The following is a 15,349-nucleotide window of genomic DNA, read 5'->3' as shown; positions in this document are numbered from 1 at the left end:
CTCACCGCTGACGTTGTGCGCGGTCCTCGTCGGTCAGGCCCCCGCCCGGGTCCAGGTCCAGGTGCCGCCGGCGGGCGCGTCGACACTCACGTCGTCACCTGAACGGGTCACCGTGAACACCGTCTCCGCGCCGGAGTCGTGCGCCGGCACCCGGACGACCGTCTCGCCGTCCGCGCCCGGGAACACGCGGAGCTCGAGCCCGTCGACGTAGTCGTACTCGGCGACGTCGCTGCGCGCGCCGACCGGGATCACCGCGCCCTCGCGGACGTAGAGCGGCAGCGAGTCGAAGCCGTGCACCTCCCGGCGCCACTCCCCCGTCGAGTCGATCGTCTCGCCGGTCCACCAGCTCGTCCAGCGCCCGCGAGGCAGGTAGAACTCGACCGAGCCGTCCGGAGTGAAGACCGGCGCCACCAGCAGGTCGTGCCCGAGCATGTACTGCGTGTCGAGGTGCGCCGCGTTGCGGTCGTCCTCGAACTCGAGCGTCATCGGCCGCATGACCGGTGTGCCGGTGCGCGCCGCCTCCGCCCCCGCCGCGGTGAGGTAGGGCATCAGCGAGAGCTTCAGCCGGGTGAAGAGGCGCGTGACGTCGACGGCCTCCTCGTCGAACGCCCACGGCACGCGGACCGACGACGAGCCGTGCAGCCGCGAGTGCGAGGAGAGCAGGCCGAAGGCGAGCCAGCGCTTGAAGACCCCCGGGTCGGGCGTGCCCTCGAAGCCCCCGATGTCGTGCGCCCAGAAGGCGAACCCGCCGAGCGCGAGCGAGAGCCCGCCGCGCAGGGTCTCCGCCATCGAGACGTAGGAGGAGGTGTTGTCGCCGCCCCAGTGCACCGGCAGCGCCTGCCCGCCGACCGTGGCGCTGCGGGCGAAGAGCGCCGCGCGTCCCTCGCCGAGCTCCTCCTCCAGCACGTCGAACACCGCGCGGTTGTAGAGCTGGGTGTACCAGTTGTGCATGCCCTCGGGGTCGGAGCCGTCGAACCAGGCCACGCCCTCCGACGGGATGCGCTCGCCGAAGTCGGTCTTGAACGAGTCGACGCCCTGGCGGACCAGGACGCGCAGCTTGTCCTGGAACCAGCGGGTCGCCTCCGGGTTCGTGAAGTCGATCAGCGCCATGCCGGCCACCCAGAGGTCCCACTGCCAGACGTCGCCCGCGGTCGTGCGCAGCAGGTAGCCCTTCTCCCGGCCCTCCTCGAACAGCGCGGAGGCCTGGCCGATGTAGGGGTTGATCCAGACGCAGGTGCGCAGGCCGCGCTCGTGCAGGCGGGCGAGGATGCCCTCCGGGTCCGGGAAGGTGCGCGGGTCCCACTCCAGGTCGGTCCACTGGAACTCGCGCATCCAGAAGCAGTCGAAGTGGAAGGCCGACAGCGGCAGCTCACGCTCGGCGAAGCCGTCGATGAAGGAGTTGACCGTCTCCTCGTCGTAGCTGGTGGTGAAGCTGGTGGTCAGCCAGAGGCCGTAGCTCCAGGCGGGGACGATCGCGGGGCGGCCGGCCAGGCCGGTGTAGCGGCGGAGCACGTCCTTCTTGGTGGGGCCCTGGATCACCAGGTACTCCAGCGCCTCGCCGCCGACGGAGAACTGCACGCGCTCGACCGACTCGGAGCCGATCTCGAACGAGACCAGTCCCGGGTCGTTGACGAGCACGCCGTAGCCGCGGCTGGAGAGGTAGAAGGGGACGTTCTTGTAGGCCTGCTCGGAGGAGGTGCCGCCGTCGGCGTTCCAGACGTCGACCGTCTGGCCGTTCTTGACGAACGGGCCGAAGCGCTCGCCCAGGCCGTAGACGAGCTCGCCGACGCCGAGGTCGAGCTGCTCGTGCAGGTAGGCGGCGCCGTCGGGTCCGGTGAGGTAGCCCTCGGCCTTGTGCCCGGAGCCGGTGAGGCGGGTGCTCGTCGCGGTGTCCCAGAACTCGAGCGACCAGGGCGCGCCCTGTGCGACGCGGACCTCGAGGTCGCCGGTGCGCAGGACGCCGCCCGCCTCCGTGACGCTCGCCTCGCCGACCGCGCCGTCGACCAGGTCGAAGCCGCCGCGGGTGGCGGTGCCGCGCCAGTGCTCGATCCGGACCTTCGCGACGCCCTCGGCCGGCGAGGACACGGTGACGGTCAGTGTCGGCCGGTTCAGCACGTCGCCGCGACCCTCGATGACCTTGGTCGGGGCGATGACCTCGAGCGAGGAGCCGTGCGAGCGGATGTCGTAGGCCTCCTGCGCGAAGAGGGCGGTGAATCCGGCCCTCGTCTGCCAGAACCCGTCGGTGAACTTCATGCGGTGGTGCCTTTCTGATGCGGAAGGGGCGGCGGTTACTTGACCGCGCCGGCGGTGATGCCGCGGGTGAGCGTGCGCTGGAAGATCAGGAAGAAGATCAGCGTCGGCAGCAGGCCCAGCAGGGCGCTCGCACTGGTCGTCGTGACGTCCATGATCTTGTCGCCCTGGAGGCTGGAGATCGCGATCGGGACGGTCTGCGTCGCGTCGCTCACCAGGAAGACCAGCGGGATGAGGAACTCGTTCCAGGTCCAGATGAAGAAGAAGATCATCAGCACCGAGAGGGTCGGTCGCGAGATCGGCACGATCACCCGGGTGAGCACCTGCCACTTCGAGGCGCCGTCGAGCGCCGCGGCCTCGAGGATCTCCTTCGGGAAGGTGCCGTAGACGCTGGAGAGCAGATAGGTGCCGAACGCCGACTGGATCACGGTGAAGATGATGATCACCGAGAGCTGGCTGTCGTAGATCCCGACCGCCTTGAACATGTAGTAGAGCGGGTAGAGCAGGGCCTCCTGCGGCAGCATGTTCGCCAGCAGGAACAGGATGATGATCCAGCTGCGGCCCTTCACCCGGCCGATACCGATGGCGTAGGCGTTGAGCACCGAGAGGGCGACCGCGAGAATCGCGACCGAGCCCGAGATCAGGATCGAGTTGCCGAGCTTCTCCGGGAAGTTCACCCGCTCCCAGAAGGTCGAGAGGCCGTCGAAGGAGAGGCCGGTCGGGAAGGCCAGCGGACCGCCCACCGAGTACTCGGCGGGGGTCTTGAACGAGTTGAGCAGGATCAGCAGCACCGGGCTGATGATGACGAGACCGATCACGACGGCCACGATCAGGATCGCCCAGTCGCCGAGAGTGCGCTTGGTCGCGCCCTTCGAGGCCTTGGGCGCCTTCTTCGGCGTGGTCAGATCGGTGTCGTCCGTGCCGGCCTGGGTGAACGGCAGGGCTTCGATGGCCGACATCAGCGGGCTCCTTCGCTGCGCTCGACGCGCTCCTGGGCGCGGATGAAGAGGACGGCCAGGATCACGATGACGATGGTCAGCGCGGTCGCGATGGTGGCGCCGTAGCCCACCTGCTGCTTCTGGAAGAACTCGGTGTAGGAGTAGTAGCTCGGCACGATCGTGGAGTCGCCCGGGCCGCCGCGGGTCAGCGCGTAGATCGGCCCGAAGACCTTGAGCGCGGCGATGGTGCAGGTGAGGGTGACGACGAAGACCTCGGGGCGGATGATCGAGATGGTGATCCAGCGGAAGCGCTGGAACCAGTTCGCACCGTCGAGCTCGGCGGCCTCGTAGAGCTCGGGATCGACGCGCTGCAGCGCGGCCATGAAGATGACGACCGGGTAGCCGAGCTGCACCCAGATCATCACGACCATGATCGAGAGCATCGCGGTGTCGGGCTTGCCGAGCCAGTCGTGCGCGAGCGAGCCGAGGCCGACCGCCTCGAGGATCGAATTGAGAGCGCCGTTGTCCGGGCGGAGGATCCAGCCGATCACGATCGCGGCGATGACGGTCGGCAGGATCTGCGGGAGGTAGTAGGTCGCGCGGAGGAAGGAGGCGATCCGGCCGCCGAACTTCTTGCCGACCAGATCGAAGAGGATCGCGGCGAGGAGGAGGCCGAGGATCGTCGGGACGATCACCATCGCGATGATCATGTAGACGGAGTTGAGGAACGACGTCCAGAACTGGTCGTCGCCCATCAGCTCGATCCAGTTGTCGAGGCCGATGAAGATCGGCGGCTTGATGCCGCGCCAGGACGTGAAGCTGATGTAGACGTTCCAGATCAGCGGGATCAGCACGATGAACACGAAGAGCACGAAGCCCGGGATCAGGTAGAGCCAGTAGCCGCCGGAGCGCTTCTCGCGGGGCGGCTTCTCCGCCGTGGGAGGCGGCGCAGCGCTCTCCGCGCGACGCGGAACGGTCGTCGTCATGGGTACTCCTTGAACGTGTGCTGTCGTGTGGGGCGGCGGAGCCTGGGGGTGGCCGCGAGATGCCACTTGTGCACGGCTTTCACGGCGTGTCGCGTGCACAAGTGGCATCTCGCGGAAGGGGCGACCTTGTAGTTACTTGATGTCGTCGACTCCGTCGTCGTACTTGCCCTGCAGCTCGGTGAGCATTCCGCTGGGGTCCGTCGAGCCGTTGATGAGCTCCTGCGAGGCGGCGACGAGGTCGTCGTAGAAGGTGGCGGTGGGCCAGTCGGGGTAGAAGGAGAGCTGGTCCTGGTCGACGACCGTCTTCCACTGCGACAGCAGCGCCTTGCTCTTCTCGTCCGTGATCGCGGTCTCGTCGACGACCAGCGGGATGCCGCCGTTGTTGCCGATCAGGTTCTGGATCTCGGGGCGCATCGTGATGTCGATCCACTTGTAGGCGAGGTCCTTGTTCTTCGCCGTCTCCGGGATGACCCAGTGGTTGCCGGCGGAGCCCATCGTGAACTCCGCGCCGGGGAAGAGGAAGGTGTCCCACTCGAAGCCGGTGATCTCGGTCTTGAAGCGGCCGAACCACCACGAGCCCGAGAAGAAGATCGGGTACTCGCCGGAGATGAAGGCGGTGCCCGCGTCCTCGGCCTTGAGCCCGGAGGCGTCGGCCGAGAAGTAGCCCTTGTCGACGTAGGTCTTCAGCTGGTCGGCCGCATAGCTCCAGGCCGCGTCCTCGAAGTCGACCTCGCCGGTGTAGGTCTGGTAGTCGGTGATCCACTGGCGGTCGGCCTTCAGCAGCGCGAGCTGGTAGAAGAGCTGCTGCAGCGGGTACTCCGCGCCGGCCTCGGCGAGCGGGGTGATCCCCTTGGCGACGAAGGCGTCGAGCACGGCGGTGAACTCGTCGTAGGTCGTCGGCACCTCGATGCCGTTCGCCGCGAAGACGTCCTTGTTGTAGTAGACGAAGGTGAACTCGCCGTAGTTGGGGATGCCGTACCAGGAGCCGGAGCCCATGATGCCCTTGTCGTCGTACTTGGCCGTGGTCTGCAGGGCGCCCGGGATGAGCTTGTCCCAGCCGTAGAACTCGACGGCCTCGTCGAGATTGGTGAGCAGGCCCTGGCTGGAGAGCAGTCCGCTGGTCGCGTTGCCCTTGTTGTACTCGACGACGTCGGGGGCCGAATTGGAGTTGAAGATCTGGCTGGCACCGGTGCGCAGCTGCTCGAAGGCCTTGAACTCGTAGGCGATCTCGGCGCCGGTCTCCTTGGTGAAGGTGTCGCGGGCGGCGAGCCAGGCGATGCCGCGGTCGCTGTCGGGGGTCTCGAAGTCCCACATGGTGAGGGTGCGGCCGGCACCGTCGACATCGGTGGCGAGGGCGTCGGAGCCGGCGTCGGAGCCGCCTCCGGAGCAGGCGGCGAGCGCGAACATCGCGCCGATGCCGACACCGCCGGCGATCAGGCCGCGGCGGCTCAGGGAGCCGACGGTGGCGGCGGAGGGGCGGTGGAAGGCGGTGCGGGGACGAAGCGACATAGCGGGAGTTCTCCTTCAAACGGTGCCGCGGGGCTGTGGACGAGGGGCTGTGAGTGGTCGGTCGTGCGAGTCGAAGAGCGCTCTCTCAGCCGCGAATAGCCGTCGAAGCGTTTCGACGATGCCCGCGGCGGGAGCGGAGGGAGGACGAGGATCGGAGAGGGTTCAGGGGCCGGCCGGCGCCGGAGCGCCGGTCGGGGCGAGCGCGACGGAGCCGCGGTCGACGTAGTGGGGCGGGAGGAGGTCGACGCCGCTGGAGCGGCCGGAGTCGATCTGCTGGAGGGTCCGGGCGACGGCCGCGCGGCACATCGCGTCGAACGGGAGGGGGATGCTGCTGACCGGCACCGGCAGCGCGGCGCCGTCGTAGCTGGCGCAGGCCGCGAGGACCGAGAGGTCACCGGGGATCGAGAGGCCGCGCTCGACGAGGCTCTCGATCGCCGCCTCCGCCACCGGCTCGTTGCAGTGCAGCACGAGGGCGGAGACGTCGGCGGTGAGCAGCGTGTCGACCGCCGCCGACGCGCTCGCGCGGCCGATGTGCGGCCGCTCGACGCTCAGGGCGAGGCCGAGCGCCGCGCACTCCGCCTCGAACGCGTCGTCGAAGCGGCGGACGAAGCCGGCGTTGCGGTCGGTGTACGACTGCGGGTGCTCGATCAGGCCGACCGAGCGGTGGCCCTGCTCGGCGAGCAGGCGCACGCTGCGGCGCGCCGCTTCCGCGAAGTCGAGGTCGACGCAGGCGAGCTCGTGCGCGTCGGCCGGGACGCCGATGAAGGTGGCGGGCACGCCGGCCGCGCGGATCAGGGCGGCGCGGTCGTCCTCGTCGTCGACGCCCATCAGGACGACGCCGTCGACGAGCGAGGAGGAGGAGACGCGGGCGATGCCGCTCGACGCCTCGTCCGTGACGAGCAGGAGGACGTCGTAGTCGGACTCGCGGGCCCGCTCGAGCACCTCGGTGACGAAGCGCATGTGGGTGGGCAGGTGCAGCTCGCCGCGCATCGGGGCGGAGAGGGCGAGGATGTGGGTCCGTGCGCCGGCGAGCATCCGCGCCCCGGCGTGCGGGCGGTAGCCGAGCTGCTGGACGGCCTCATCGACCCGCTGGCGGGTGGAGGCGGCGATGGAGCGCTTGCCGGAGAGGGCGTAGGAGACCGTGCTGATCGAGACCCCGGCAGCGCGGGCGACGTCGTGGATGCTCGCCATCGTTCCTCCTGCCGGACCTCGTCGTCGGTGCCCGGTCGCGTCTCGAAGAGTGCTTCGAAACGCTTCGACCAGGTTGCTGCTGAGCACTGTACGCACAGTCGAAACGCTTCCGCAAGGAATTCGTCGGGCGGCGCGACAAATCGACGCGAGACGTCGCGTCGACCGATGAACACAGTGACGCGAGACGTCCCGTCGATCGATGAGCACAGTGACGCGAGACGTCGCGTCGTGCGTTGCGCCGCGGCGCTCGGATCGATATGTTGGGCGCAACAACAATTCGGCGACGTCGCCGGAAAGGATTCGGATCATGTCCCTGACCCCCACCCGCGCCGACAAGTTCTCGTTCGGCCTCTGGACCATCGGCTACAACGGGACGGACCCGTTCGGCGGCCCGACCCGGAAGCCCCTCGACACCGTGCACGCGGTCGAGAAGCTGAGCGAGCTCGGCGCCTACGGCCTCACCTTCCACGACGACGACCTCTTCGCGTTCGGCTCGACCGACGCCGAGCGCCAGACCGAGATCGACCGCCTCAAGGGCGCGCTCGAGTCCACCGGCCTGATCGTCCCGATGGTGACCACCAACCTCTTCAGCGCCCCGGTCTTCAAGGACGGCGGCTTCACCTCGAACGACCGCGACGTGCGCCGCTTCGCGCTGCGCAAGGTCCTCCGCAACATCGACCTCGCCGCCGAGCTCGGCGCGCAGACCTTCGTGATGTGGGGCGGCCGCGAGGGCGCCGAGTACGACTCCGCCAAGGACATCCGCGCGGCACTCGAGCGCTACCGCGAGGCCGTCAACCTGCTCGGCGACTACGTCACCGACAAGGGCTACGACATCCGCTTCGCGATCGAGCCCAAGCCCAACGAGCCCCGCGGCGACATCCTGCTGCCGACCCTCGGCCACGCGATCGCCTTCATCGACTCGCTCGAGCGCCCCGAGCTGGTCGGCGTGAACCCCGAGGTCGGCCACGAGCAGATGGCGGGCCTGAACTTCACGGCCGGCATCGCCCAGGCGCTGTACCACGGCAAGCTCTTCCACATCGACCTCAACGGCCAGCGCGGCATCAAGTACGACCAGGACCTCGTCTTCGGTCACGGCGACCTGCACAACGCGTTCTCGCTGGTCGACCTGCTCGAGAACGGCGGCCCCGGCGGCGTCCCCGCCTACGACGGCCCGCGCCACTTCGACTACAAGCCCTCGCGCACCGAGGACGAGACCGGAGTCTGGGACTCGGCCGCGGCCAACATGCGCACCTACCTGCTGCTCAAGGAGCGCGCCGCGGCCTTCCGCGCCGACCCCGAGGTCCAGGAGGCGCTCGCGGCGTCGAAGGTCGGCGAGCTGTCGACTCCGACGCTGAACGAGGGCGAGTCGTACGACGACCTCCTCGCGGACACCGCGTCCTACGAGTCGTTCGACACCGACGCGTACCTCGGCGGCAAGGGCTTCGGCTTCGTCCGCCTGCAGCAGCTCGCCACCGAGCACCTGCTCGGCGCGCGCGGCTGACCCACCCGGGCTGATCCCGCGGCTGCCCGCGGGACGCCCTCGGACGGACGGGATCCCCTCGCGGGGTCCCGTCCGTTCCCTGCGTCCGGCGGCCTCGCGCGACGCACCGACCTCCAACGAAAGGTGACGGCGATGACGCTGGTCGCAGGGATCGACTCGTCGACCCAGAGCTGCAAGGTGGTCGTCCGCGACCTCGAGACCGGAGCCGTGGTCCGCACCGGACGCGCCGGGCACCCGGACGGGACCGAGGTCGACCCGGCCGCCTGGTGGGAGGCGCTGCAGACCGCGATCGCCGACGCCGGCGGACTCGACGACATCGCGGCGATCTCCGTCGGCGGGCAACAGCACGGCATGGTCGTGCTCGACGCGGACGGGCGGGTCGTTCGGCCCGCGCTGCTCTGGAACGACACCCGCAGCGCCGGCGCGGCGCGCGACCTGATCGCGGAGCTCGGCGCCGAGGCCTGGGCGCAGCGCACCGGCAGCGTCCCGGTCGCCTCCTTCACCGCCACCAAGCTGCGCTGGCTGCGCGACGCCGAGCCCGAGAACGCGGCCCGCGTCGCGGCCGTCGCGCTCCCGCACGACTGGCTGACCTGGCGCCTGCTCGGCTACGGCCCCGACTCCGCTCGAGGGACGCAGCTGGACGCGCTGACGACCGACCGCTCCGACGCCTCCGGCACCTCCTACTGGGGCGCCGACGGCTACGATCTCGAGCTGCTCGAGCGGGCGCTCGGTCACCGGCCGCTCCTCCCCCGCGTGCTCGGCCCGTCGGAGCGGGCGGGCAGCACCGACAGCGGCGTGGTGGTCGGACCGGGCGCGGGCGACAACGCCGGCGCGGCGCTCGGCCTCGGCGCGGGGCCGGGTGACGTGGTGGTCAGCATCGGCACGAGCGGCACGGTCTTCGCGGTGACCGACGACCCGGTGCGCGACGCGTCGGGGACCGTCGCGGGCTTCGCGGACGCGAGCGGGCGGTTCCTGCCGCTGGTCGCCACGCTGAATGCGGCACGGGTGCTGGCCTCGACGGCCGAGTTGCTCGGGAGCGACTTCGACGCGTTCTCGGCGCTCGCGCTCGAGGCGGAGCCGGGCTCCGGCGGACTCGTGCTCGTGCCCTACTTCGAGGGCGAGCGGACGCCGAACCTGCCCGACGCCACGGCGAGCCTGCACGGGATGACGATCGCCTCGACGACGCGGCCGAACCTGGCGCGCGCGGCGATCGAGGGCATGCTCTGCGGCCTGGCCGACGGCCTGGACGCGGTGCGCGCGCAGGGCGTCGAGGCGCGGCGCATCCTGCTGATCGGCGGAGCGGCGCAGAACCGCGCGGTGCAGCTCGCGGCCTCGCAGGTCTTCGACGTGCCGGTGGTCGTGCCGACGCCGGGCGAGTACGTCGCCGACGGCGCCGCAGTGCAGGCGGCCTGGGCGCTGAGCGGCTCGCGGCCGACCTGGCAGGTCACGTCGCTCGCGGAGCCGGCGCCGGACCACCGCCCGGTCATCCGCGAGCAGTACGCGGCCGCCCGCGCCTGAGTCGGCTGCGGAGGGCGGGTCTCGATACGCGCTGCGCGCTCCTCGACCAGCAGGCACGGCCGACGGCGCAGCCCGCGAGGCGGTCCCCCGCTTGCTGATCGAGTAGCGCGCGAAGCGGGCGTATCGAGATCCACCCTTTGCAGAACGCGGGTCTCGATACGCGCTGCGCGCTCCTCGACCAGCAGGGGATGCGTCAGCTCGTCAGGCCGTCGACGTACTCCCGGTTCTCCGCCAGCCACGCCTCGAGGGCCGCGTCCTGGTCGTCCGCGCCCTCGTTGAACAGGGCGTTCTCGAGTGAGTAGAGCGTGTCCGAGTCCATCCGAAAGTCGCGCAGCCAGGTGCTCAGCGTCGGGAACTCGGCGTCGAACGAGGCGGAGCCGAACGCGTGGATGCCCTCGGCCTCGCCGAGCAGCCCCAGCGGGTCCTCGAGGTCCTTCACCGGGAACGCGTCGTACGCCCAGTGCGGGCGCCAGAGCGTCACGGCGATGTTCTCGCCGGCGGCCGTCGCGCTGGAGAGCTCCTGCAGCATCGCCGGCGTCGAGGAGGTGAGGTAGTCCATCCCCTCGAGGCCGTAGCCGGGGATGACCTGCTCCGACGTCACCGAGTTCAGGCCCGAGCCCGGCTCGATGCCGACCAGGCGGTTGCCGACGACCTCGGGGTTCGCCGCGAGCTCCTCGAGGGAGTCGATCGGCGCGTCCTCGTTCACCGCGATGGTGAGCTTCGCGTCGTCGTTCCACGCGCCGAGGTCGACGATGCGGTCGCCGTACTCGTCGAGGTAGTCGCCGTGGGTGATCGGCAGCCAGGCGTCGAGCGCGAGGTCGTAGTCGCCGCTGGCCAGCCCGGAGAAGCCGGGCGCGACGTCGATGTTCTGCAGCGTCACGTCGTAGCCCTGCTCCTCGAGCACGGCGCCCCAGAGGCGCGAGGCCGCGATGCCCTCGTCCCAGCCCTGGAAGACGGCGAGGGTGACGTCGGTCCGGTCGCCGTTGTCGACGGCCGCGGTGGGCGCGGGAGCGGCGAGGGCGGAGGCGCCGAGCGAGGCGACGACGCCGACGGACACCGCGGCGATCGCCGCGCGGGTGGCGACGACGGCCTTGCGGCTGCCGGCCCGCTTGACGCGCGCGGGCGACGGCGAGCCGAGCGCTCCGGTCATCCGGTCGAGGATGATCGCCAGGATCACCACCGCGATACCCGCCTCGAAGCCGAGCGCCACGTCGATCCGGCCGATGCTCGCGACGACGTCGCCGCCGAGACCGCCCGCGCCGACCATGCCCGCGATGACGACCATCGAGAGCGACAGCATGATGACCTGGTTGAGGCCGGCCAGGATCGACGGCAGCGCGAGCGGCAGCTGGATCTGCCGGAGGATGCGCCACTTCGAGGAGCCGAACGACTCCCCCGCCTCGACCAGCTCGGAGTCGACGCCGCGGATGCCGAGCTCGGTCAGCCGCACACCGGGCGCCATCGCGAAGACGATGGTCGCGACGATGCCGGGGACGACACCGACGCGGAAGAGGATCAGCGCCGGGATCAGGTAGACGAAGGCCGGCATGGTCTGCATCAGGTCCAGGACCGGGCGGATGATCGTGGACGCCGTCCGGTTGCGGGCGGCCAGGATGCCCAGCGGCACGCTCAGCGCGATCGCGACGGCGGAGGCGACGAGCACCAGCGCGAGCGAGTCCATCGCGTTGTCCCACTGGTCGACGCTCGCGATCAGCAGCAGCCCGGCCGCCGAGCCGAGGCCGAAGACCCAGCCTCGGGCGGCGTAGGCGAGCACCGCGATCAGGGCGACGACGACCCAGAACGGCGGGGTCGCGAGGACGAAGTCGACGCCGGTGTAGGCGGCGCCGAAGACGGTGCGGATCAGGTCGAACACCGGCTGGAAGGTCTGCGTCAGCACGTCGACGACGGTCTCGGCGGCGGCGCCGAGCGGGAGGCGGAGGTCGGGGCTCATCGCACGCCTCCCTCGGTCGCGAGCACGGCGTCGTCGACGGGGCCGCCCGTCGCGTGCAGGGTCGCGGTGACGAGCTCGGTCGACAGGGTCGCCGGCGGCTCGACGAGCGCCACCTCGCCGGTGTGCGAGGTGACGTTGCCGAGCGCGGCGAGCAGCGTGACCCGCGGGATCGCGCCGAGGAGCCGCCCCGCCTCGTCGACGACGGCCACGGGCAGCGCCGACTCGACGGCGGGCTCGATGATCTCGCTCAGCGCGGTGTCGGGGCCGACGGTGACGACGTCGGAGGAGACGACGAGCGAGAGGTCGGTCGCGCCCGCGCGGACCTGCTCGATCACGTCGCGGTCGCGGACGGTGCCGACCAGCCGGCGCCCGCCGCCGACGACGAACGCCGCGGAGGTCTGCTGGTCGCGCATGGTGCGCAGCGCGGCGCGCGGGCCGGCGGCGAGCGTCACGACGGAGCGCGCGGGCTCCATCACGGCCGAGGCGGTGAGGACGCGGGCGCGGTCGACGTCCTGGACGAACTGCGCGACGTAGTCGTTCGCCGGGTCGGTGAGGATCTCCTCCGGCGTGCCGATCTGCACGATGCGGCCGTCGCGCATGACCGCGATCCGGTCGCCGAGGAGCATCGCCTCGTTGAGGTCGTGGGTGATGAAGACGATCGTCTTGCCGAGCTCGTGCTGCAGCTCGATCAGCTGCTCCTGCATCTCGCGGCGGATCAGCGGATCGAGCGCCGAGAAGGCCTCGTCCATCAGCACGATGTCGGTGTCGGCGGCGAGCGCCCTGGCGAGCCCGACCCGCTGGCGCATGCCGCCGGAGAGCTCGTCGGGCAGCTTCTCGTGCCAGCCGGCCAGGCCGGCGCGCTCGACCGCGAGCAGGGCGCGCTCGCGGCGCTCGCCGGCCGGCACGCCCTGGATCTCGAGCGGGTAGGCGACGTTGTCGAGCACCGTGCGGTGCGGCAGCAGCGCGAAGTGCTGGAAGACCATCGAGATCGACGAGCGGCGGACGCGGCGCAGCTCCTTGTCCGGGACGCCGGTGATCGAGGTGCCGTCGATCAGCACCTCGCCCGCGGTCGGCTCCTGCAGGCCGTTGAGCATGCGGATGAGCGTGGACTTGCCGGAGCCGGACAGGCCCATCACCACGAAGATCTCGCCGCGGCGCACCTCGAAGGAGGAGTCGATCACGGCCGCGGTGCCCTGGCCCGAGAGAGCGGCGCGGTCGGCGCCCTCGCGCAGTCGCCTCACGACCTCCTCCGGGCGGCGGCCGAAGACCTTGAAGAGGCCTCTCGCCTCGAGGGCCGGGCCCTCGCGCTCGAGGGTGGCGGTGGCGGCTCCGTTCCCGGGCTCGCTGATGTCCTGCTGATTCTGCTGCACGTGCACTCCGTCGGCGCGCAGGGACGCATCCCTGCACTCTCATCTCGTGGTGCCGGGTCGGGTGCGGGGGCGACCGTCTCTCGAGCCTCCGCGGGCGTCCCGCCGCGGTGTGCGGAGGGGGCGCGGAGGCGAGCGCGGTTCGTCCGGGAGGCGGCCACGGGGCCGCCTCACGCACCCGTTGACCGTACGCTCGCGGCGCGTCGGGGAGGACGCCGCACGAGCGCGGACCGATTCATCGGGGTCTCGAGGACCGCCGTCCACGGTAGCCGCGGGTGCCCGTTCGGACAAACGGAGGGCGGCTCCTCCGGGGGTCCAGAACGGTGCAGAGCCGAGCTATCGAACACATCAGACCTGGTCAGCGCCTGTTTCCACACCGTTGCCCGATCGTTACCCGCGGATGCCCGCTTGCGCCCGGATGCCCGAGCGGCCCGAGCAGCGGACCACTCGTGCTGATCGAGTAGCCCGCGCAGCGGGCGTATCGAGATCCACCCACCTGCAGACGGCGGGTCTCGCTGCGGCGCCCTGCGGCCGGCTGGTCGACCGGCCCGGGTGCCGTCAGTCCGCCGTCTCGCCCGCCGGCCCCGAGGGCGCCGCGACGCCGATGCCGCTGACCGGCTCGCCCTCCCACGAGACGAGCGACCACTTCGCGCCCGAGCCCTCCAGCACGACGACGCCGGTGTTGTCGAGCAGGTGCTCGGCGATGAAGTCCGCGTCGAGGTCGAGCGAGCGCAGCCCCGCCCAGCAGCGGATGGCCGCGCCGTGGCTGACCAGCGCGACGACGTCGTGCCCGGTCGCCTCCGCCTCCGCCACCACCGCGTCGTAGCGCGCCGCGAACTCGTCGCCGGTCTCGCCCCCGGCCAGCCGCTCGGCGGTCGCGCCGCCCGCCCAGCGGAAGACGGTGCCCATGTACTCCTCGACCGCGGCCTCGTCGCCGCGCATCTCGAGGTCGCCCGCCGCGATCTCGCGGATCCCCGCGCGCTCGACCGGCTCGAGCCCGAGAGCGGCGGCGAGCGGCGCGGCGGTCTCGTGCGTGCGCCGCATCGTCGAGACGAACAGCGCGCCGATCGGCTCGTCGGCCAGCGTCGTCGGCAGCGCCGCGGCCTGGCTGCGGCCGAGCTCGGTGAGGCCGGGGCCGGGGATGCGGGTGTCGAGGATCCCGTCGACGTTGGAGGGGGTCTGGCCGTGGCGGATCAGGAGGAGGCGCATCCGTCCACGCTACCGGCGGCCGCCGACAGCCCGCCCGCCCGCGTCGTTGCCCGCGGCGGGCCGGGCTGTCACGATGAGCCCGGCGGACCATCCGGGGCCGCGAGAAGGAGACTCCCATGGCCGACGGCTTCACGAAGGAGGAGCGCGCGGCGATGAAGCAGCGCGCCGCCGAGCTGCGCGAGGAGGCGAAGCGGCAGAAGAGCGCCGACAAGGCCGCCGCCGAGAAGGCGGACGCGGAGGCGGCGATCGCCGCGATGACCGACGTCGAGCGGCCGATCGCGCAGATGCTGCACGACGTCGTCGCGGCCGAGACCCCCGAGCTGCTGCCGAAGACCTGGTACGGCTTCCCCGCCTACGCCCGCGCCGACGGCAAGGCGGTCGTGTTCTTCCAGCCCGGCGCCAAGTTCGGCACCCGCTACTCCACCCTCGGCTTCCAGGACGGCGCGCAGCTCGACGACGGCTCGATCTGGCCGACCGCCTACGCGCTCACCGCGGCCGACGACGCGACCCGCGCGACGGTCGCCGAGCTGGTGCGCCGCGCGGCCGGGACCGCCTGAGCGCACCTCCTGTCGATCCGAGCAGGGCGCTGCTTCCTCGGAGCAGCCCGCGTCTCCTGCTGATCGAGTAGCCCGCGCAGCGGGCGTATCGAGATCCACCGTTCTGCAGACGCGGGGTCTCGATACGCCGTCCTGCGGACGGCTACTCGACCAGCAGGGTCCCGTGCACGACCGGCCGGCCCGACCACCTCCGGCACGCGGAACCACCCTCGGCACGCGGAAACCGCCCGATCCGGCGAGCCCGACCTCGAACCACGAGCCGAACCTCCCGCCCTGCCCACCTTCGGCACGCGGAATCACCTCCGGCACGCCGGAACCTCGTGATCCGGCGAGCCGAACGTCGTTCCGCGAGCCGAGCGTCGTTCCGCGAGC

11 protein-coding genes are annotated in these 15,349 nt (G+C 71.2%); 3 read left to right on the top strand and 8 right to left on the bottom strand.

Annotated elements, in window-relative coordinates:
* Positions 1–33: 33 nt before the first annotated feature.
* From yicI to GSU72_RS04990, 5 genes are all read right to left on the bottom strand, one after another.
* Positions 34–2,253, bottom strand: a complete 2,220-nt coding sequence (gene yicI / locus GSU72_RS05010; protein ID WP_159984070.1) for an alpha-xylosidase — start codon at positions 2,251–2,253, stop codon at positions 34–36.
* A gap of 35 nt (positions 2,254–2,288) precedes the next feature.
* Complete coding sequence (locus GSU72_RS05005; RefSeq protein ID WP_132437651.1) at positions 2,289–3,209, bottom strand: carbohydrate ABC transporter permease; 921 nt, start codon at positions 3,207–3,209, stop codon at positions 2,289–2,291.
* The gene (locus tag GSU72_RS05000) at positions 3,209–4,174 is read right to left on the bottom strand and encodes a sugar ABC transporter permease (protein WP_159984069.1); all 966 of its coding nucleotides are present in this window, start codon (positions 4,172–4,174) and stop codon (positions 3,209–3,211) included. The genes GSU72_RS05005 and GSU72_RS05000 overlap by 1 nt, the downstream gene beginning before the upstream one ends.
* Positions 4,175–4,306: 132 nt before the next feature.
* The gene (locus GSU72_RS04995; RefSeq protein ID WP_244255978.1) at positions 4,307–5,683 is read right to left on the bottom strand and encodes an extracellular solute-binding protein; all 1,377 of its coding nucleotides are present in this window, start codon (positions 5,681–5,683) and stop codon (positions 4,307–4,309) included.
* 162 nt (positions 5,684–5,845) lie between these two features.
* On the bottom strand, positions 5,846–6,874 hold the full coding sequence (locus tag GSU72_RS04990) for a LacI family DNA-binding transcriptional regulator (RefSeq protein ID WP_159984068.1): 1,029 nt from the start codon (positions 6,872–6,874) through the stop codon (positions 5,846–5,848).
* A 307-nt stretch (positions 6,875–7,181) separates the two neighbouring features.
* Between GSU72_RS04990 and xylA the strand changes: the two genes are divergently transcribed.
* A complete protein-coding gene (gene xylA / locus GSU72_RS04985; RefSeq protein ID WP_123447721.1) occupies positions 7,182–8,375 on the top strand; it encodes a xylose isomerase in 1,194 nt (397 codons plus the stop codon).
* A gap of 132 nt (positions 8,376–8,507) precedes the next feature.
* Positions 8,508–9,893, top strand: coding sequence for a xylulokinase (xylB, locus tag GSU72_RS04980; RefSeq protein WP_159984067.1), 1,386 nt, complete (start codon positions 8,508–8,510; stop codon positions 9,891–9,893).
* 193 nt (positions 9,894–10,086) lie between these two features.
* On the opposite strand, the gene GSU72_RS21895 is transcribed toward xylB, so the two are convergent.
* The 3 genes from GSU72_RS21895 to GSU72_RS04965 form a co-directional block, all read right to left on the bottom strand.
* Positions 10,087–11,844, bottom strand: a complete 1,758-nt coding sequence (locus tag GSU72_RS21895; RefSeq protein ID WP_159984066.1) for an ABC transporter permease/substrate binding protein — start codon at positions 11,842–11,844, stop codon at positions 10,087–10,089.
* Positions 11,841–13,193 (bottom strand): glycine betaine/L-proline ABC transporter ATP-binding protein, encoded by a 1,353-nt coding sequence (locus GSU72_RS04970; RefSeq protein WP_244256084.1) that lies wholly within the window; start codon positions 13,191–13,193, stop codon positions 11,841–11,843. Before GSU72_RS04970 ends, GSU72_RS21895 begins: the two co-directional genes overlap by 4 nt.
* Positions 13,194–13,769: 576 nt before the next feature.
* Positions 13,770–14,420: a histidine phosphatase family protein gene (locus tag GSU72_RS04965; protein WP_159984065.1), complete on the bottom strand. Its 651-nt coding sequence runs from the start codon at positions 14,418–14,420 to the stop codon at positions 13,770–13,772.
* Between the two features lie 116 nt (positions 14,421–14,536).
* Here GSU72_RS04965 and GSU72_RS04960 point away from each other — a divergent pair, with 116 nt between their 5' ends.
* Positions 14,537–14,977: a hypothetical protein gene (locus GSU72_RS04960; RefSeq protein ID WP_159984064.1), complete on the top strand. Its 441-nt coding sequence runs from the start codon at positions 14,537–14,539 to the stop codon at positions 14,975–14,977.
* Positions 14,978–15,349: the final 372 nt, after the last annotated feature.

Source organism: Rathayibacter sp. VKM Ac-2760, assembly GCF_009834185.1.
Lineage (GTDB): Bacteria > Actinomycetota > Actinomycetes > Actinomycetales > Microbacteriaceae > Rathayibacter.
The sequence above is the reverse complement of the archived record's forward strand: the minus strand, read 5'-3'. Positions and strand labels throughout refer to the sequence as shown.

Coding starts and splice junctions, on each gene's coding strand:
- yicI (WP_159984070.1), bottom strand. CDS start 2,253: ATGAAGTTCACCGACGGGTTCTGGCAGACGAGGGCCGGATTCACCGCC.
- GSU72_RS05005 (WP_132437651.1), bottom strand. CDS start 3,209: ATGTCGGCCATCGAAGCCCTGCCGTTCACCCAGGCCGGCACGGACGAC.
- GSU72_RS05000 (WP_159984069.1), bottom strand. CDS start 4,174: ATGACGACGACCGTTCCGCGTCGCGCGGAGAGCGCTGCGCCGCCTCCC.
- GSU72_RS04995 (WP_244255978.1), bottom strand. CDS start 5,683: ATGTCGCTTCGTCCCCGCACCGCCTTCCACCGCCCCTCCGCCGCCACC.
- GSU72_RS04990 (WP_159984068.1), bottom strand. CDS start 6,874: ATGGCGAGCATCCACGACGTCGCCCGCGCTGCCGGGGTCTCGATCAGC.
- xylA (WP_123447721.1), top strand. CDS start 7,182: ATGTCCCTGACCCCCACCCGCGCCGACAAGTTCTCGTTCGGCCTCTGG.
- xylB (WP_159984067.1), top strand. CDS start 8,508: ATGACGCTGGTCGCAGGGATCGACTCGTCGACCCAGAGCTGCAAGGTG.
- GSU72_RS21895 (WP_159984066.1), bottom strand. CDS start 11,844: ATGAGCCCCGACCTCCGCCTCCCGCTCGGCGCCGCCGCCGAGACCGTC.
- GSU72_RS04965 (WP_159984065.1), bottom strand. CDS start 14,420: ATGCGCCTCCTCCTGATCCGCCACGGCCAGACCCCCTCCAACGTCGAC.
- GSU72_RS04960 (WP_159984064.1), top strand. CDS start 14,537: ATGGCCGACGGCTTCACGAAGGAGGAGCGCGCGGCGATGAAGCAGCGC.